The 17,837-nt window shown below is 62.1% G+C and carries 14 protein-coding genes; 4 read left to right on the top strand and 10 right to left on the bottom strand.

The annotated features are described in order from the left end of the window. Window positions 1-472 precede the first annotated feature (472 nt). Entirely contained in the window at window positions 473-2,779 is a 2,307-nt protein-coding gene (locus ABIE62_RS11465) for a CDC48 family AAA ATPase (protein ID WP_354326159.1), read from the top strand. A gap of 129 nt (window positions 2,780-2,908) precedes the next feature. On the opposite strand, the gene polA is transcribed toward ABIE62_RS11465, so the two are convergent. Beyond that, window positions 2,909-5,785: a DNA polymerase I gene (gene polA, locus ABIE62_RS11460; RefSeq protein ID WP_354326157.1), complete on the bottom strand. Its 2,877-nt coding sequence runs from the start codon at window positions 5,783-5,785 to the stop codon at window positions 2,909-2,911. Between the two features lie 224 nt (window positions 5,786-6,009). On the opposite strand from polA, the gene ABIE62_RS11455 reads away from it, so the two are divergent. Next, on the top strand, window positions 6,010-6,273 hold the full coding sequence (locus ABIE62_RS11455; RefSeq protein WP_354326156.1) for a hypothetical protein: 264 nt from the start codon (window positions 6,010-6,012) through the stop codon (window positions 6,271-6,273). Between the two features lie 100 nt (window positions 6,274-6,373). On the opposite strand, the gene ABIE62_RS11450 is transcribed toward ABIE62_RS11455, so the two are convergent. Then, window positions 6,374-7,342, bottom strand: coding sequence for a serine hydrolase (locus tag ABIE62_RS11450; RefSeq protein ID WP_454184815.1), 969 nt, complete (start codon window positions 7,340-7,342; stop codon window positions 6,374-6,376). Between the two features lie 323 nt (window positions 7,343-7,665). On the opposite strand from ABIE62_RS11450, the gene ABIE62_RS11445 reads away from it, so the two are divergent. Then, a complete protein-coding gene (locus ABIE62_RS11445) occupies window positions 7,666-10,017 on the top strand; it encodes a DUF305 domain-containing protein (protein WP_354326153.1) in 2,352 nt (783 codons plus the stop codon). Between the two features lie 40 nt (window positions 10,018-10,057). Here the strand turns inward: ABIE62_RS11445 and ABIE62_RS11440 are convergent, their stop codons facing one another. From ABIE62_RS11440 to groES, 3 genes are all read right to left on the bottom strand, one after another. Beyond that, window positions 10,058-10,465 (bottom strand): baeRF12 domain-containing protein, encoded by a 408-nt coding sequence (locus tag ABIE62_RS11440; RefSeq protein WP_354326152.1) that lies wholly within the window; start codon window positions 10,463-10,465, stop codon window positions 10,058-10,060. 144 nt (window positions 10,466-10,609) lie between these two features. Beyond that, window positions 10,610-12,250 carry a chaperonin GroEL gene (gene groL / locus ABIE62_RS11435; RefSeq protein ID WP_354326150.1) on the bottom strand — a complete coding sequence of 547 codons (1,641 nt, stop codon included), beginning with the start codon at window positions 12,248-12,250 and terminating at the stop codon, window positions 10,610-10,612. 48 nt (window positions 12,251-12,298) lie between these two features. Continuing rightward, window positions 12,299-12,586 carry a co-chaperone GroES gene (gene groES / locus ABIE62_RS11430; protein WP_354326148.1) on the bottom strand — a complete coding sequence of 96 codons (288 nt, stop codon included), beginning with the start codon at window positions 12,584-12,586 and terminating at the stop codon, window positions 12,299-12,301. Between the two features lie 247 nt (window positions 12,587-12,833). Here groES and ABIE62_RS11425 point away from each other — a divergent pair, with 247 nt between their 5' ends. Beyond that, window positions 12,834-13,694, top strand: coding sequence for a mechanosensitive ion channel family protein (locus tag ABIE62_RS11425; RefSeq protein ID WP_354326146.1), 861 nt, complete (start codon window positions 12,834-12,836; stop codon window positions 13,692-13,694). On the opposite strand, the gene ABIE62_RS11420 is transcribed toward ABIE62_RS11425, so the two are convergent. The 5 genes from ABIE62_RS11420 to ABIE62_RS11400 all read right to left on the bottom strand — a co-directional run bounded on the left by ABIE62_RS11420 (window position 13,691) and on the right by ABIE62_RS11400 (window position 17,410). Next, window positions 13,691-15,076, bottom strand: coding sequence for an MATE family efflux transporter (locus tag ABIE62_RS11420; protein WP_354326144.1), 1,386 nt, complete (start codon window positions 15,074-15,076; stop codon window positions 13,691-13,693). The genes ABIE62_RS11425 and ABIE62_RS11420 overlap by 4 nt on opposite strands. Window positions 15,077-15,259: 183 nt before the next feature. Further along, window positions 15,260-15,631: a 50S ribosomal protein L7/L12 gene (gene rplL / locus ABIE62_RS11415; RefSeq protein ID WP_354326142.1), complete on the bottom strand. Its 372-nt coding sequence runs from the start codon at window positions 15,629-15,631 to the stop codon at window positions 15,260-15,262. Window positions 15,632-15,711: 80 nt separating this feature from the next. Further along, the gene (gene rplJ / locus ABIE62_RS11410; protein ID WP_354326140.1) at window positions 15,712-16,224 is read right to left on the bottom strand and encodes a 50S ribosomal protein L10; all 513 of its coding nucleotides are present in this window, start codon (window positions 16,222-16,224) and stop codon (window positions 15,712-15,714) included. 407 nt (window positions 16,225-16,631) lie between these two features. Further along, window positions 16,632-16,868: a helix-turn-helix domain-containing protein gene (locus ABIE62_RS11405; protein ID WP_354326138.1), complete on the bottom strand. Its 237-nt coding sequence runs from the start codon at window positions 16,866-16,868 to the stop codon at window positions 16,632-16,634. Continuing rightward, window positions 16,868-17,410 carry a DUF2975 domain-containing protein gene (locus tag ABIE62_RS11400; RefSeq protein WP_354326136.1) on the bottom strand — a complete coding sequence of 181 codons (543 nt, stop codon included), beginning with the start codon at window positions 17,408-17,410 and terminating at the stop codon, window positions 16,868-16,870. The genes ABIE62_RS11405 and ABIE62_RS11400 overlap by 1 nt, the downstream gene beginning before the upstream one ends. Between the last annotated feature and the right edge of the window lie 427 nt (window positions 17,411-17,837).

Below are 17,837 nucleotides of genomic sequence, written 5' to 3'. Positions count from 1 at the left end.
CTCAATCGGCACGCACAGGCCGTCTGCGGAATGTCACATAGGATGATTAGAGGCTTCGAAGCGCGCTGTCACGCCCATGCGATCGCCAAAGGTGAATTTATATTCATGTTGCGATGCAGCACGCGATTTTGCCATTCAATTGCTGAATAATTAGGCAACTGCTTTCATTGCAAGCAGTTATGTGCGCCCTTTCGTATAGAAACCCTGCGATTTCCTCATTCGTTGCGTCGTATGCAACTATCAATGAGGCTTTCGCACTTGCACAACAGCCATGCCTGCTGCATATGCGAAGTGCCTTTCAGGCATCCTCTCCCAAAACTTTCAAAGCCCGGCCCCGTGCCGGGCTTTTTTTGCCCGGCACAAATCGCCAGGCGTGCCGGACACGCTGCGCCGCCTGCTGATTGCATTCGCCTTTCCTTGTTCCTAGCTATTGGTTTCGACCCAAGACCGCCAGCTGCACAGGGATTCCTTCATGGCCGATGCCGAAACCGCCGCTCCGACCCGCAACGTAAGGTTGCAGGTTGCTCCTGCGCGACAGGAAGAATCGGGGCAGGGCATTGCCCGTATGCCGCGATCGGCGTTCCAGAAGCTCGGGATTACCGAGGGCGATGTGGTCGAAATCACCGGCAAGCGCGCCACTGCCGCGATCGCCATGGCCGCCTATCCGGAAGATGACGCGCTCGATGTGGTGCGGCTCGACGGGTTGCAGCGCGGCAATGCCGAGGCGGGATCGGGTGAGCACGTTGACATCGCCAAAGCCGAATCGCGCCCAGCCACCCGCGTGGTATTTGCGCCTGCCCAGCGTGAAATGCGGCTGCAGGGGCCGACCCAGGCGTTGAAGCGTAATTTCTTCCGCCGCCCGCTGGTGGCCGGTGATCTGGTGGCGACCACCGGGCAGCAGCCGGTGCAGAATATGCCGCCCGATGTTCGCCAGCTCTTGCGCGCTCCAGCCTATGCCTTGACCCAGATTCGCCTCACCGTCGCCGCGACCAGCCCCAAGGGCATCGTCCATATTGACGAGAACACCGAGGTCGAACTGCGCGCCGAATTCGAAGAACCGCGCGATGGCCGGGCGGCGGTCAATTACGATGATGTCGGCGGGATGGACGATACCATTAACGCCTTGCGCGAAATGGTGGAATTGCCGCTGCGCTATCCGGAATTGTTCATCCGCCTCGGCGTCGAACCGCCCAAGGGCGTGCTGCTCCACGGCCCGCCGGGTACCGGCAAGACCCGGTTGGCGCAGGCGGTCGCGAACGAATCGGATGCCGAATTCTTCACCATCAACGGCCCGGAAATCATGGGTTCCGCCTATGGCGAAAGCGAAAAGCGCCTGCGCGAAGTGTTCGAGGAGGCTGCCCGCGCGGCGCCCGCGATCATCTTCATCGACGAAATCGATTCGATCGCGCCCAAACGCACGCAGGTGCCGGGGGAGGCCGAAAAGCGTCTGGTGGCGCAGTTGCTGACGCTGATGGACGGGCTGGAAAAGCGCGCCAATCTGGTGGTGATCGCAGCCACCAATCGGCCCGACGCGATTGACGAGGCATTGCGGCGGCCGGGCCGGTTTGACCGCGAGATTGTGATCGGCGTGCCTGATGAACGCGGGCGGCGCGAGATTCTCAGCATTCACACCCGCGGGATGCCGTTGGAGGCGGCGGTTGATCTGAAAGAACTTGCCCGCGTCACTCACGGCTTTGTCGGCGCGGATATCGCCGCGCTGGCGCGTGAGGCGGCGATTGAGGCGGTGCGGCGGATCATGCCCCGGCTGGATCTGGATGAACGCACGATCCCCCCCGAAGTGCTCGAAGACCTGTGCGTGACCCGCGACGATTTCCTCGCCGCGCTCAAGCGCGTGCAGCCATCGGCCATGCGCGAGGTGATGGTGCAGATGCCCAATGTCAGCTGGAGCGATATCGGCGGCGTGGATGATGCCATCGACAAGCTGAAAGAGGGGATCGAACTGCCGCTGAAAAACCCCGAAGCGTTCCGGCGTCTGGGCATTCGTCCGGCCAAGGGCTTCCTGCTCTACGGCCCGCCGGGCACTGGCAAAACCCTGCTGGCCAAGGCGGTGGCGAAGGAGGCTGAGGCCAATTTCATCTCGATGAAAAGTTCTGACCTGCTGTCGAAATGGTATGGCGAAAGCGAACAGCAAATCGCCCGACTGTTCGCCCGTGCCCGGTCGGTTGCGCCGTGTGTGCTGTTCATCGACGAGATCGATTCACTGGTTCCCGCGCGCGGCAGCGGGCAGGGCGAACCGCAGGTGACGGGCCGCGTGGTCAACACCATTCTGGCCGAAATGGACGGGCTGGAGGAACTGCAATCGGTGATCGTGATCGGCGCGACCAATCGTCCGGCGCTGGTCGATCCGGCGTTGCTGCGGCCCGGCCGGTTTGACGAACTGGTTTACGTCGGCACCCCTGACAAGCCGGGACGTGAGCACATCCTTGGCATTCACACCGCCAAAATGCCGCTGGCGGCGGACGTTGATCTGGCCGCGCTGGCGGGAAAGACCGAACGCTATACCGGGGCCGATCTTGAAGATGTGGTGCGACGCGCCGGCCTGTCCGCGCTGCGCCGTGTGGGCGGCGAAGTGGACGCGGTCAGCGCGCTCGATTTCGACGAGGCTTTAAAGGATTCGCGCGCCACCGTGACCGAGGCGATGGAGGCTGAATACAAGAATATGCGCGGCGAGCTGAAAAAGCGCGCGGCGGAAGTTCACCCGATCGGCTTCATCGCGCCGGATATGCTGACCCCGACGCGGGAGAAAAAGCACGATTGAGCGGGCTGGGTTAGAGGATCGGGCACACTCCAAAGTTCCGCAAATGTTTCACGTGAAACATTGCTGCGAGCACCGCAATCGCGCTGTCTGGAAGTGTCTAAGGGGGGTCTAAAGGGGGTCTAGCCTGCCCTAATGCGCCGCGTCCCATGATCGGCCCGTGCCGATATCGACCCCCAGCGGCACGGTGAGTTCGACGGCTGGCAGCGCGGCTTCGGCCATCACGCGGCGGATGATCGGGGTGGCGGCTTCGACGCGGTCCTCTGGCAGTTCGAACACCAATTCGTCGTGCACCTGCAACAGCATCCGCACATCGTGGAGGCCCGCATCGCCCAGCGCGGGCAGCATCCGCGCCATTGCGCGCTTGATGATGTCGGCGCTGGTGCCCTGGATCGGGGCATTGATCGCGGCGCGCTCGCTCCCCTGACGTTCGGCCTGGTTCTTGGAATTGATCCGCGGGAACCACGTTTTGCGCCCGAACAATGTCTCGGAATAACCCTTGGCCCGCACGGTTTCGAGCGTTTCGTGGATGTAGCGCTGGATGCCGGGGAAACGCTGGAAATAGGTGTCGATCATCGCCTGCGCTTCTTCGGGCGTAACCTCCAGCCGCCCCGCCAAGCCCCAGCGTGAAATTCCGTAAAGTATTGCAAAATTTATAGTTTTTGCCCGCGCGCGGGTGTCGCGGGTGACTTCGCCGAACATTTCGGTGGCGGTGCGGGCGTGGATGTCCTCACCCGCCGCGAATGCCGCCTTCAGCGTGTCGACCCCGGCCATATGCGCGGCCAGCCGCAATTCGATCTGCGAATAGTCGGCGGCCAGCAGGACATTGCCCGGTTCGGGCACAAAGGCTTCACGAATCTGGCGGCCAATCGCGGTGCGGATCGGGATATTCTGCAAGTTGGGATCGGTCGACGACAGCCGCCCGGTCTGCGCGCCGACCAGGCTGTAGCTGGTGTGAACACGCCCGGTCGCCGGATTTATCGCGGCTTGCAGCGCATCAGTATAGGTCGATTTCAGCTTCGCCAACTGCCGCCATTCGAGCACTTTGCGGGCAATCGGCGCGCCTTCCCCGGCGAGCTTTTCCAGCACCGAGACATCGGTCGAATATTGTCCGCTCTTGCCCTTCTTCCCGCCCTTGTGCCCCAATTTGTCGAACAGGATATCGCCCAACTGCTTCGGGCTGCCGACGGTGAATTCCTGCCCGGCAAGGCTATGGATTTCCCCTTCGAGCCGGGCAATCTCGACCGCAAATTCCTCTGACAGCTTTGCCAGCCGCGCGCGGTCAACCCGGATCCCTTCGCGCTCCATCGCGGCGACCACCGCGATCAGCGGGCGGTCAACCCGCTCATAGACCCGCGTGCCACCTTCGATGGCGAGGCGCGGTTTGAGGTGGCGGTATAGCCGCAGGGTGACGTCGGCATCCTCGGCGGCATAAGGCGTCGCGCGGTCGAGCGGCACTTCGCTGAACAAGATCGCCTTCTTGCCGGTGCCGCACACGTCCTTGAACGCAATCGGGGTATGGCCGAGGTGGCGCTGGCTGAGCTCGTCCATCCCATGGCCGCCGCCCATGCCTTCCTCCCCGCGTCCGGCATCCAGCGCAAAACTGATCACCATCGTATCGTCAATCGGGGCGACATTGATCCCCTGACGCGCGAAGATGTTGAGATCATACTTGCCGTTCTGGAACACCTTGAGGACGGCTGCATCCTCCAGCAGCGGCCCTAGCGCGGCGAGCGCGGCGGCCATGCCCACCTGCTGCGGCTTTTGCGCGAACATATCGTCCCCGCCCCCCTCGATATTATGGTGCGCGAGCGGGATGTAGCACGCGTCATTGGGGCCAAGCGCAAGGCTGACCCCGACCAGATCGGCGCGCATCGCATCGAGCGAGGTGGTTTCGGTATCAACCGCCACCACCCGTGCAGCGAAGGCGCGCTCGATCCATGCTTCCAGCCGCTCGATCGTCTGCACCGTTTCATAGGCGCTGTGATCGACGGGGGGCATATCGGGCAGCGGCTGGCGGTTGGCGCTGCCATTGGCGCCGTCCCCGTTTGCTCCCGGCGTATCGGGTTTGGGCGGGTTCAAATCGGTGGTGCGCGACGGGCTGCCGCGCCCTGCATCCAGCCGCCGCAGCAGCGAGGTGAAGCCGTGCTGTTCAAGGAAAGCCGCCAGCGGGGCGGGCGGGACGGGGCCAAGCTTCATTTCCGCAATCGGCTGCGGCAGCGCGCAATCTTCTTTCAGCGTTACCAGCACCTTGCTCAGTTCGGCATCGCTGCGGCTTTCGATCAGGCGGTCTTTGAGCTTCGATGGCTTCATGTCGGACGCCGCATCCAGCGCCGCGGTGAGCGAGCCGTGTTCAGCGATCAGCTTGCTCGCGGTTTTTGGCCCAACCCCGAAAATGCCCGGCACATTGTCAGCCGTGTCCCCCATCAACGCCAGCACATCGCCCACCAGTTCGGGCGGGACGCCGAATTTCTCTTCGACTTCATCGAGATAGATGCGCTGGTTCTTCATCGTATCGAGCATATCGATCCGGGCGGGGCCGTGCGGCCCATCAACCTCGCCCACCAATTGCATCAGATCCTTGTCGGATGAAACGATGGTCACGTCCCATCCCATGCGCTGCGCCTCGCGCGCGTAGGAGGCGATCAGATCGTCGGCCTCCAGCCCTGCTTCCTCGATGCAAGGCAGGCTGAAGGCGCGGGTGGCATCGCGGATCAGCGGGAATTGCGGCACCAGGTCTTCGGGCGCAGGGGGGCGGTTGGCCTTGTATTCGGCGTAGATTCCGTTGCGGAAACTGATTGATCCTGCGTCAAGGATCACCGCAAGGTGGGTCGGCCCGTCGGCCGCATCAAGATCGGCGGCGAGCTTCCACAGCATGGTGGTGTAGCCATAGACCGCGCCGACCGGCGTGCCGTGCGGATTGGTGAGCGGGGGCAGCCGGTGATAGGCCCGGAAGATATAGGATGATCCATCGACGAGATAGAGGTGCTGTTTGGAAGGTTCGGCCATGCCGCCTGCTAGCACCCGGCAAAGCGCGCGGGTAGAGGGGGATCGCAGGTGGCGGGGCGTTAAATTGTGGCAGGAAAACGGCGAAATTTGGGCGGCGGTGCCTTAATTCGCTTGCGCTGCCGCAATCTTGCCATTATTTGCAGCGGTGAACCGGAGTTCAGTCGCCGGGTTCGACGCAATCCCAAGCGGGGTGCGTGACATTCGCTGAAGAAGGAATTCATATTATGCGTAAGATCATTCTTGCTGCCGCGATCGCCACCTCGGCCCTCGGCCTTGCTGCTTGCAGCGGCGAAACCGCCACCGAAACCGAAGAAGCTGCCGACGCGATGGCTGCTGACGCCGAAGCCAACGCCGACGCCGCTGTTGAAGCCGTCGAAGGCGCTGCCGACGCGACTGCCGAAGCTGCTGAAGCAACCGCCGACGCCGCGACCGAAGCTGCTGATGCCGCTGCCGCGACCGCCGAAGCTGCGACTGCTGCTGCCGAGTAATCGGATATGATCCGCACCGCTTTTGCGGTGGCGGTCATACAGAAGGGCGGTGCCGAAAGGCGCCGCCCTTTTTGCTGCCTGTCATGAATTGAACCGAGGATCAGCCCCCGGTTGAATAGGGGGCGGCGGTCCAGTTCTTGGTCGGGTTCTGCTGCGCGCGCACTGCAAAACCATCATACAGCGCGCGGGCAATCGCTGCGATGCGCTGCTCGCGGGCCAGCCTGGTTCCCTGCCCCGTCACATAGATCGCCACTGCAATCGCGCGGCCATCGGGGGTTTCGATGATGCCGATATCGCTCGACGTGTTGTTCAAGGATCCGGTCTTGTGGCTCACCCGCGCTTCGAGCGGGATGTGCGCCGGAATGCGGCGCTTGCCGGTAATGGTGCGGCTCATCGCGCCAAGCAAGACCTGACGGCTTTGGTCGGACAGGAACTCCCCGCGATACAGGCCCGCCAGCAGGCGCACCATCGCGCGCGGCGTGGCGGCATCGCGCGGGTCGATGTGGTTGGCGGGATCATATTCGCCATCATCGCGCACCAAGGTCGCGATATCGCGGTTGATGCTGAAATCATTGATGCCCTGCCGCCGCATCCAGTCATTGACCACAGCCGGCCCGCCGATCGCGGCCAGCATCGCATCGGTCGCCGGATTGCTCGACCGGGTTATCATGATCTCGATCAGGTCGATTGCGGGCATATATTGCCCTTCGCGCACCGGAGCCTTGGGCGAGGAATATTTGGCCGAACGCACCGCCATCATCAGCGGAAATTCCGAAGTCAGCGAATAGCGCCCTTGTTCGACCATTTCGAGATAGGCCGCGCCAATCGCGATCTTGCTGGTCGATGCCAACGGGAACAATTGGTCGCCCAGCACCATGATTTCCTCGCCAGTGGCAAGGTCAATTGCGGCAACGCCAATGCGGCCCTGGTCGGCGTTTGCAAGTTCGGCGATGCGTTGTTCAAAGCTGGAGGCATAGATCGCCTCAAAGCTCTGCGGCTCGCGCATTTGCGTGCCAAACGCGGTGTCGAAACTGGCCTGAAGTTCGTCAGCGCGCGCGGCGGCCGGCATTGCCAAGGCCGCAAAAGCAGCGGCAAAACCAGTGGCGAGAGCAAGGATACGAGAGCGTGCCATAGGGATAAGCTACTCCGGCAGGGTTTATGACGGATTAATAAACCATACTAGTCATGCCCGATTCGCCGCGACAAGGCCTCATGTTAACCAGTGCGGTGAATGGTGCGCAGGTCGCGACAGGGCAGCGCGCAGGCGCGATTCGCCGCTCCTCGACCGCAGTGGCAGGTTCGTCGAATGGGGGCTTGCCGGTGCGGGCCTGGACTTGACTGCACCGGTGATCCCGGCAGTCTGGCGGCAAGGCTTTCAACCAAGGGGACATTATGACCAACACCGCCTCGCTGCGCGCCACCCGCGCTGCTCTTTCCGCACTGATGCTGTCTGCCTCGGGCATCGCCTTTGCGCAAAGTGCCCCGATCGTGCAGCCCGGTGCGCCGGGGCAGGCGAGCCAGACGCTCACCGCCGAACAGGCGACCCGGCTGGTGACGGCGGGTTACGCACCGGCTGACGTTACCTTCATGCAGCACATGATCGTGCACCATCAGCAGGCGGTCGATATGGCGGTGCTGGTCAAGGATCGCACCAATACCGAAGACCTGGTGGCGATTGCCGGACGGATCGAATCGAGCCAGGCTGACGAAATCGCCTTCATGAAAGGCTGGCTGGCTGAACGCGGCCAGCCCGCCGAAGACCCGATGTTGCAGGGGCACAACGCCCACCACGCCCACGCGACCATGGCAGGCATGGCCTCCCCCGAACAGATGCAGGCGCTGGCCGCGGCCAAGGGCGTGGATTTTGACCGGCAATTCCTCACCCTGATGATCGCTCACCACGAAGGCGCGGTGGAGATGGTGGAAAAGCTGCTCGATGAAGATGGCACTGCGGTTGACCCGGTATTGTTCCGCTTCATCAGCGATATCGAAAACGAACAGACCGGCGAGATCGCGCGGATGGACAAGCTGCTGGCCGGCTTGTCGGCAGACCCGCGTTCAGGGCTTGCTGCCGGGTTCGATAATGCCGGTGAGGCGATCCTGAACCTCACCAAACTGGCCAGCCTTGCCAAGCCCGCCGGGTTCTTTGATCCTGCCAACCCAGCCGATCTGCGCCCGCTGGCTGCCCCCAGAAAGGACAAGCAAAAAGCAGATAAAGACAAGCAGGACGGAGGCAAGGCCGCACCTGAACCGGCCGAACCCGCCGCCGCGCCCGGTCAAGCGGCTGCCGATGCCATCCCTGCACCCGATCAAGCCGCCGCAGATGCCGTACCGCCCGCACCGGCTGAACGGGCCGAAGAGGACAGCCTGACCGAATTTGCCGAACGTTCGCCGCTGCTCAACTTCGCCAACACCGACATCGCGTTTTTTGGCGATGTGATGGTCGCAGGCTCTTACCACGGGTTCAACATCTACAAATTGGGCGATGACGGCGTGCCCAATCTGATGAGCAGTGTCGTGTGCCCCGGCGGGCAGGGCGATGTCTCGGTGGCTGGCAACCTGCTGGTGATGAGTGTCGAACAGACCCGCGGGCGCATCGATTGCGGGCTGCAAGGCGCGCCGGGCAAGGTCAGCACCGAAAGGTTCCGGGGGCTGCGCATCTTCGATATTTCTGACCTCACCCGTCCGGTGCAGGTCGGCGGGGTGCAGACCTGCCGGGGCAGCCACACGCATTCAATCGTTAGCGCCGATGACACGCGGCTGATCGTCTATAACTCCGGCACCGCTGGGGTGCGTGAGGAGGAAGAGCTGGCCGGGTGCATCGGCGGGATTCCGGGCGACACCCGCACCGCGCTGTTTTCGGTCGACGTGATCGAGATTCCGGTGGCCAATCCCGCGGCAGCCCGGATCATCAAAAGCCCGCGCGTGTTTGCCGATACCGAATCGGGCGAAATCGCCGGGTTGTGGCGCGGCGGCGATCATGGCGACGGCACACAGCGCACCGCGCAGACCAACCACTGTCACGACATCACGGTGTTCCCCGCGCTGAAGCTGGCGGCGGGCGCGTGTTCGGGCAACGGCATCCTGTTCGACATCAGCGATCCTGTGAACCCCAAGCGGATCGACGCGGTAACTGACACCACCTTTGCCTATTGGCATTCGGCCACCTTCAACAATGATGGCACCAAGGTGATCTTCACCGATGAATGGGGCGGCGGCGGGCGGCCGCGCTGCAAGGCATCCGATCCCAAGACCTGGGGCGCCAATGCGATCTACGATATCGTCGATGGCAAGCTGGTGTTCCGCGCGCACTATAAAATGCCTGCGCCGCAGACCGACATGGAAAACTGCGTTGCGCATAACGGATCGATCATCCCGGTGCCGGGCCGCGATCTGTTTGTGCAGGCGTGGTATCAGGGCGGCCTTTCGGTGATGGACTTTACCGACAGCGCGAGCCCCAAGGAAATTGCCTATTTCGATCGCGGCCCGATTGATACCAAGCAGTTGGTGCTGGGCGGATACTGGTCAACCTACTGGTATAACGGCCATATCTACGGCACCGAGATCACGCGCGGGATCGACGTGTTTGCGCTTCAGCCGAGCGAACACCTGACCGAGGCGGAAATCGCGGCGGCCAAGGCGGCCATCTACGAAGGCGGCCGCTTCAACCCGCAAACCCAGACACGGGTGACGTGGGATGCAGCGGTGATCGAAGCCGCCGAGGCCAGCCGCAAGGGCGGGTGAGGGGTTCGCGCGCCGGAGGCAATCATCATCGCCCGCCGTTTCAGGCGGCGATGATGGCCTGCTGAATTTCCTCGATCGGGCGGCCTGCGAAAGATTTGTCGATTTCCCCGACCAGCCGTTTTTCAAGCTCGGCATGGTAATGGTGGCGCATTTCGCCCAGCGTTTTGGGGTCAGCGATGATCAGCAGCGCCTCAATCTCACCGGCAATCGCCTTGGCGTTGAGCCATTCGGCAGCCGCGGCCCCGTGCGCCAGTTCATCCAGCTGCGTGCGGCCCAGCAGTTTGCCGAGTTGATCCTGATGGCGCACCCCGGCGCTGAAATTGGTCGGCACCAGTTCGGGCCGCGCTTCGGGCACCAGCCTTGGTTCAAAAATTTGCCCGTCGTTGCGCAACAGTGAAAAATTCTCACCATCAAGCAAGGCGACGTGGGCTTTGTGTGCAAGCTTCATAATTCCCCTTTCTTCGGCCAGTGCCGGGGTTCGCCCCGACTGCCGAAAGCGATAACAGAAAAACCCCGGAGGCGCGAACCTCCGGGGCTTATCCGTTTCTGCCGGAAGGCGATACCGCCTCCGGGAAGTCACCAGCGCGAGAGCTTAGAAACCCATGCCGCCCATGCCGCCCATGTCAGGCATCGCAGGTGCGGACGACTTGTCTTCCGGGCGTTCCACGATTGCCGCTTCGGTGGTGATCAGCAGGCCAGCGACCGAGGCCGCATCCTGCAACGCCACGCGAACCACCTTGGTCGGATCGATCACGCCCGAGGCGACGAGGTTCTCATAGGTGTCGGTCGCCGCGTTGAACCCTTGGGTTTCGTCATCTTCGCGCAGCAGGTTGCCCGCAACCACCGCGCCATCATGGCCGGCGTTCTGGGCGATCTGCTTGATCGGGGTGGTGATCGCCTTGCGGATGATGTCGATGCCGCGGGTCTGGTCTTCGTTCGCGCCCTTCATCCCTTCCAGGGCTTTGGTGGCGTAAAGCAGCGCGGTGCCGCCGCCCGGAACGATGCCTTCTTCGACCGCAGCGCGGGTCGCGTGGAGCGCGTCATCAACGCGGTCCTTGCGTTCCTTCACTTCGACTTCGGATGCGCCGCCAACCTTGATCACGGCCACGCCGCCAGCCAGCTTGGCAAGCCGTTCCTGCAGCTTTTCGCGGTCGTAATCGCTGGTGGTGTTGTCGATCTGGGTGCGGATTTCAGCCACGCGCGCCTTGATGTCGTCAGCTGCGCCGGCGCCATCGACGATGGTGGTGTTGTCCTTGTCGATCGAAACCTTCTTGGCTTCACCCAACATCCCGACAGTGACGTTTTCGAGCTTGATGCCGAGGTCTTCGGAAATCATCTCGCCCTTGGTCAGGATCGCGATGTCCTGCAGCATCGCCTTGCGACGATCGCCAAAGCCGGGGGCCTTGACCGCCGCAACCTTCAGCCCGCCGCGCAGCTTGTTGACCACCAGGGTCGCCAGCGCTTCGCCTTCGATATCTTCGGCGATGATCAGCAGCGGACGGCCCGACTGCACCACAGCTTCAAGGATCGGCAGCATCGACTGCAGGTTCGACAGCTTCTTTTCGTGGATCAGGATATAGGGATTTTCCAGTTCCACGGTCATCTTGTCGGGGTTGGTGATGAAGTAGGGCGACAGGTAGCCGCGATCAAACTGCATGCCTTCGACGACATCGAGTTCAAATTCGAGGCCTTTGGCTTCCTCGACGGTGATCACGCCTTCCTTGCCGACCTTTTCCATGGCCTGAGCGATTTTTTCGCCCACTTCCACGTCGCCATTGGCCGAAATGATCCCGACCTGCGCGATTTCGGAGGAACCTGACACGTCCTTCGAACGGCTCTTGAGGTTTTCGACCACCTTGGTGACGGCCAGATCAATGCCGCGCTTCAGATCCATCGGGTTCATGCCGGCGGCGACCGACTTCATGCCTTCGGTGACAATCGCCTGAGCGAGCACGGTGGCGGTGGTGGTGCCATCGCCAGCCGTATCATTGGCCTTGCTGGCGACTTCGCGCAGCATCTGTGCGCCCATGTTTTCGAACTTGTCCTTAAGTTCGATTTCCTTGGCGACGGTGACGCCGTCCTTGGTGATGCGCGGTGCGCCGAAGCTCTTGTCGATCACGACGTGGCGCCCCTTGGGGCCGAGCGTGACCTTGACGGCATTGGCGAGGATATCGACGCCGCGCAGAATGCCTTCGCGGGCTTCGCGGCCGAACTTTACGTCCTTGGCAGCCATGATTGTTTCTCCTGAAATTGGTTGTTTGGAAAGGAAAAGCTTGTGGGATCAGCCGATGATCCCCATGATGTCGCTTTCCTTCATGATCAGCAGGTCTTCCCCGTCGATCTTGACTTCGGTGCCCGACCACTTGCCGAACAACACGCGGTCGCCGGCCTTGACATCCATCGGGATGCGGTCGCCGTCTTCGTCACGGGCGCCGTCGCCAACGGCGACGATTTCGCCTTCGCTCGGCTTTTCCTGAGCGCTATCGGGGATGATGATGCCGCCAGCGGTCTTCTGGTCGGCTTCGATGCGACGGACCACAACGCGGTCGTGCAGCGGACGAAATGCCATGATGATGACCTTTCCTTGAATGAATGAGGTGTCTTGGCACTCTCCGCTTGAGAGTGCCAACGGGGCACATTTGGTCGTGGGCTGCGAATGAATCAAGGGCTGAACCGCAAAAAAATTCACTGCGCAGATGATTGTGCAGCTGATTTGGCGCGTGGGGTGGTCAGGGCTGGCCCGGTCGTTTATCTGGCACCGCAACCCGACCGATCCCGCGCACAGGCGCGGCCCATCCGATGGAGCCATTCCCCCGATGACCAGTCCGAAGCTCGCCAATCTCAACGCGAAACTCGCAAACGAGTTTGATATCGCCGCGCAGGCGCTGGTCTGGCTGCGCGAAAGCATCCCGCAATTAGCCGGGGCAATTGCGGTATTGGTGATCGGGGTGATCCTTGCCCGGTTGCTGTCAAAGGCGGCTGACCGCGCGCTGACCCGATCCGACCGGATCGAGCCGACGGTCGCCAAATTCCTCAGCAACATCATCAAATATGTGCTGTGGGTGGTGGTGGCCGTCACGGTGCTGACCCAGTTCGGGGTGAGAACCACCAGCATCATCGCCGCGCTTGGCGGTCTGGCACTGGCGGTCGGCCTCGCGCTGCAAGGCACGCTCAGCAATGTCGCGGCGGGGGTGATGATCCTGATCCAGCGCCCGTTCCGGGTGGGGGAGGCGATTAGTGCGGGCACCGTCACCGGCACGGTTCAGGCGATTGGCCTGTTTACCACCGAAATCCTCCAGTATGACGGGCTGTATGTAATGGTTCCCAACAATGAATTGTGGAACAAGCCGATCGTCAACTTTACCCGGATGCCGACCCGCCGGTTCGAACTGCTGATCGGCATTGGCTATTCAGACAATATCGAACAGGCGCGCGCGGAATTGCTGGCACTGGCGGCGGCCGATGACCGGGTGTTGGATGATCCCGAACCGGTGGCGTTTGTATCCGCCTTGGCCGATAGCGCGGTCACGATCGGGCTGCGGGTGTGGTGCGCGACCGATGATTACCTCGCGCTGTCATGGGCGTTGACCGAGGCGGCCAAGACCCGCTTTGGCGAAGTGGGAATCACCATTCCCTTCCCGCAGCGCGAAGTGCGAACCATCGTCGCGAGTGCTTAACGCGCGGTCAGGCCCAGCGCTTCGCGCCGATACCAGCGCCAGATCAGCAGCGCGGCGGCAAAGAACAGCCCGGTGGCCAGCCCGATCCACACGCCGGTGCCTTGCAGTGGCGTGAAAAAGCCGAGGCCGACCGACATGCCGATGCCCGGCACCCAATAGCTGAAGATCGCGATCCACATCGGCACGCGGGTGTCCTGCAATCCCCTGAGCGCGCCAGCCGCCACCGCCTGCACCCCGTCCGCCAGCTGGAATATCGCCGCCAGCACCAGGTATTGCAGCGCGAAACCAACCAGCGCGGCATTGGCCGGCGCGGCGGGATCGACATAGATCGTCAGCAGCAATTCGGGGAATGCAACCATCGCGCCCGCGGTCAACACCATGAACCCCGTGCCGATCCCCAGCGCCACCCAGCCAGCCCGCGCCACGCCCACCGGATCGCGCGCACCATAGAAATAGCCGACCCGGATGGCCGCGGCCTGTCCGACCCCGAACGGCACCTGAAACGCCATCGCCGCCAGTTGCAACGCCACGGTATGCCCCGCCAGTTCTGCCGCGCCGAACCGCCCCATCAGAAACGCTGCCGCCCCGAAAATGCCTGCCTCGGCGGTGATCGTCAGTGCAATCGGGGTGCCGATCCGGACAATCTGCTTCAGCCGCGCCCAATCGGGCGACCAGATCCTGCCCAACACGTGATAGCGGTGCAGCCGCCGGTCAAACCGGATCGCGGCAATATAGGTGCCCAGCGTGAAGAACGCGGTGATGATCGTGGCCACGGCGGCCCCGGCCAGCCCCATTTCCGGCGCGCCGAGGTTGCCGTAAATAAAGGCGTAATTGGCCAGCGCGTTGACGAAAATGCCTAGCCCGGTGATCGCGGTGGCAAAGATCGGGCGGCCCAGCGCCGACACGAAATTGCGCAGCACCGCCGCCAGCAGCATCGGCACCATCGAAAACACGACCACGTTATTATACTGGTTGGCGAGCGCCATAATGCCCGCCTGCTGGCCCGACACACGCATGATCGGATCAAGCAGCAGGCACAGCCCCATCCCGCCAATCCCGGCGATCACCGCAAGCCATAATGCCATCCGCACCGAGCGCCGCACCGGGCGCAGTGCAGGCGCGCGTGCGCCGACCGATTCGGCAATCAGCGGCGCGACTGCACCGATCAATCCGGTCAGCGCCCACAGCACCAGCCCGAACAGCGACACCGCCAGCGCCGATCCAGCCAGTTCCTCCTCACCCAGCCGGGCGATGAAGATCACGTCGACCGCATAGGTCAGCATTTGCAGCAGATTGGCAGCCGCCAACGGCCCCGCCAGCCCCAGCGTGGCGCGCAGTTCCTGGCCCCAGGTGGGCGTGTTGAGGGGTATGGCCTGTTGCATGATCGTTCCGGTGCCCGCCGAAAGGCAGCCGGCCCCGATAGGCGCAGCCGCGATTCGGGGAAAGCACCAAAGCGGGCGCAGGGCGGAAAAGGCCGGTGGAGATGCAAAAAGGGCGGCACCATCGCTGGCGCCGCCCTCCCATCTGCGAGTGCTTCAAGACACCCGCAAAACTTAAGCGAAAGCTTACTTGAGCTCGACAGTGCCGCCGGCTTCTTCGATCTTCTTCTTGATCTCTTCGGCTTCGGCCTTGTTGATGCCTTCCTTGATCGCCTTCGGAGCCGATTCCACAAGGGTCTTGGCTTCGGTCAGGCCCAGACCAGTGATGGCGCGGACTTCCTTGATGACCTGAATCTTCTTCCCGCCGTCGCCGGTCAGGATAACATCGAATTCGGTCTGCTCTTCGACAGCTTCGGCAGCAGCGGCCGGGCCGGCGGCAACCGCAACCGCAGCAGCGGCGCTAACGCCCCATGCTTCTTCGAGCGCCTTGGCAAGATCAGCTGCCTCAAGCACGGTCAGCTTCGAAAGTTCTTCTACAAGCTTGGCAATATCAGCCATGATGGTTCACTCCAAATTTTGGCGGGGCCGGACACCATGTCCATAACCCCAAGATTGTGTCGTCTGACGAAAAACGTCTCTTAGGCTGCCTTGTCCGCATAGGCGGCGAAAACACGGGCGACCTTCGCGGCGGGCGCGGTAACGACCTGAGCGATTTTCGTCGCCGGGGCGTTGACCAGACCGATGAGCTTGGCGCGCAGCTCGTCGAGGCTCGGCATCGAGGCAAGCGCCCTGATCCCGGCTTCATCGAGCACCACCGAACCCATCGAACCGCCGACGATTTCAAGCTTGTCGTTCGTCTTGGCGAAATCGACAGCGGCCTTTGCAGCCGCGACCGGGTCTTTCGACCAGGCCAGCCCGACCGGGCCGGTGAACATATCATCCAGCCCGACATAGTCGGTGTTTTCAAGGGCGAGCTTGGCGAGACGATTCTTCGCAACCTTATAGGATGCACCAGCATCGCGCATCTTCGTGCGCAAGTCGGTGGACTGAGCCACCGTCATGCCGAGATTGCGGGTGACGACCACCACGCTGACCTCGTTGAAGACCGCATTGAGCTGGGCAACCGCGTCGGCTTTCTGCGAACGATCCATGCCATACTCCTTCACATTTGACCGTTCGGGATGGCTCCCGGACGATCGGCTACGTTTGTCCGCACGCGGAGCCGAGGCTCCGAACACGGGCGAGTCCGTCGAAAGGGAAGGAGGGTGTGCGCCAGCATCATGGCCAGCACGCGGGCGATTGCTTGCGCAAAATCGCCGGAATCTCGTTTCCCCGTCTAGGCTGGAAATTAAGAAGGCTCAATTGCCTTCACCAACTGTCTCGGACGGATGACCCCCGAAAGGGTCGGCAGGGCCATTAGCGACGGGGGGCGCAGAGTCAATCAAAAGCGTGAGAGCCCGATCTCCAACGTGTGAGCCCCCGCGCAGGCGGGGGTCTCAGTCGATGTAGCGCCATCCCGTCCGAGATCCCCGCCTTCGCGGGGACTCACATGGTTTCGCTACTCCCCTTCATAGGCGAGAAGATCGCCCGGCTGGCATTCCAGTTCGCGGCAGATCGCAGCGAGGGTGGAAAAACGGATCGCCTTGGCCTTGCCGGTCTTGAGGATCGAGAGGTTGGCGAGCGTCAGGCCCACGCGTTCGGCCAGATCTGTCAGGGTCATGCGGCGCGCGTGAAGCAGGTCGTCGAGTTTCACCATGATCCGGGTTCCTTCGATGTCATCGTTGATCGGGGGCATCAGACGGTTCCCTCCAGATCGGCGCGCATTGCAGTGCCGTGGCGGAAGACGCGGGCGAGGATGAACAGCGTGAGGACGAGAACGATGCCGCCAAAATCAACACCTGCGTCCACCGAAATCGCATCTTCCCCGGCAATGCTGGCAATATAGGTGCCAAGAATCGCAAGCGGGATGGCGGCAATATTGATGGCCAGCATGATCCAGCCCATCGCTGTCAGCCGATCAGCATTGGCGGGTATGAACGGGTCGCCTTCGCCAACACTGCGGACGATTGCCAGCATGGATTGGAAGAAGCGCCACGCGAGATACAACAGGGCTGCCACACCCGCGAGCAGCAGCGCGATCAGTGCCCGTATGTCGACTGTAAGCGGTGCGATCTCGGGCGCATCCACGAATTCGGCGCCGAAGATTAAAACGCCGGGAATGCAGATCACAACGATGATCCCGGCAAAGGCCAGCACCCCAACGATCAGCCAGATAATTGCCTTGGCGATGATCAGCAAAGGGTCGTTGGGTTGGTAGCGGTGGTTGCCCATGGTCATTATCCCCGGTTGGAGTGGGTCAATCATGCGATTTCAAAAGCGGCGTGCGGGACGTGAGTCTGCATAGGGGGCACGGCAACGATTGCACCGATTGATCCAAAGGCGAGGACGCAGGCGGCAACAACAGCAAGCGTGTGATTGAAAACATGGTTCATATCGATTTCCTTTAATGTTCACATCGTATGTCGATAAAATCCCTCTAACCCGATTCGCGGCTTATCGTCAATCAATAATATTGAAAAACGATATTTCAGGCGTTGTTTTTCGGTAAACCCGTCAAACTCGGCGCGATCATTCCCGCGCAGCGTTGACAGGCGCGGGGGGTAATCCTACATGGCGCTTTCTCGCTCGCTTCGAGCAGGACTGATTCATGCGCGGGTATCGGTCTGGGAATGGAAGCGGCGACACGCCATTTTCGCGACGCATG

The organism is Porphyrobacter sp. MBR-155, from assembly GCF_040547625.1.
Classification (GTDB): domain Bacteria; phylum Pseudomonadota; class Alphaproteobacteria; order Sphingomonadales; family Sphingomonadaceae; genus Erythrobacter.
The sequence above is the reverse complement of the archived record's forward strand: the minus strand, read 5'-3'. Positions and strand labels throughout refer to the sequence as shown.

Coding starts and splice junctions, on each gene's coding strand:
- ABIE62_RS11465 (WP_354326159.1), top strand. CDS start 473: ATGGCCGATGCCGAAACCGCCGCTCCGACCCGCAACGTAAGGTTGCAG.
- polA (WP_354326157.1), bottom strand. CDS start 5,785: ATGGCCGAACCTTCCAAACAGCACCTCTATCTCGTCGATGGATCATCC.
- ABIE62_RS11455 (WP_354326156.1), top strand. CDS start 6,010: ATGCGTAAGATCATTCTTGCTGCCGCGATCGCCACCTCGGCCCTCGGC.
- ABIE62_RS11450 (WP_454184815.1), bottom strand. CDS start 7,342: ATGCCGGCCGCCGCGCGCGCTGACGAACTTCAGGCCAGTTTCGACACC.
- ABIE62_RS11445 (WP_354326153.1), top strand. CDS start 7,666: ATGACCAACACCGCCTCGCTGCGCGCCACCCGCGCTGCTCTTTCCGCA.
- ABIE62_RS11440 (WP_354326152.1), bottom strand. CDS start 10,465: ATGAAGCTTGCACACAAAGCCCACGTCGCCTTGCTTGATGGTGAGAAT.
- groL (WP_354326150.1), bottom strand. CDS start 12,250: ATGGCTGCCAAGGACGTAAAGTTCGGCCGCGAAGCCCGCGAAGGCATT.
- groES (WP_354326148.1), bottom strand. CDS start 12,586: ATGGCATTTCGTCCGCTGCACGACCGCGTTGTGGTCCGTCGCATCGAA.
- ABIE62_RS11425 (WP_354326146.1), top strand. CDS start 12,834: ATGACCAGTCCGAAGCTCGCCAATCTCAACGCGAAACTCGCAAACGAG.
- ABIE62_RS11420 (WP_354326144.1), bottom strand. CDS start 15,076: ATGCAACAGGCCATACCCCTCAACACGCCCACCTGGGGCCAGGAACTG.
- rplL (WP_354326142.1), bottom strand. CDS start 15,631: ATGGCTGATATTGCCAAGCTTGTAGAAGAACTTTCGAAGCTGACCGTG.
- rplJ (WP_354326140.1), bottom strand. CDS start 16,224: ATGGATCGTTCGCAGAAAGCCGACGCGGTTGCCCAGCTCAATGCGGTC.
- ABIE62_RS11405 (WP_354326138.1), bottom strand. CDS start 16,868: ATGCCCCCGATCAACGATGACATCGAAGGAACCCGGATCATGGTGAAA.
- ABIE62_RS11400 (WP_354326136.1), bottom strand. CDS start 17,410: ATGACCATGGGCAACCACCGCTACCAACCCAACGACCCTTTGCTGATC.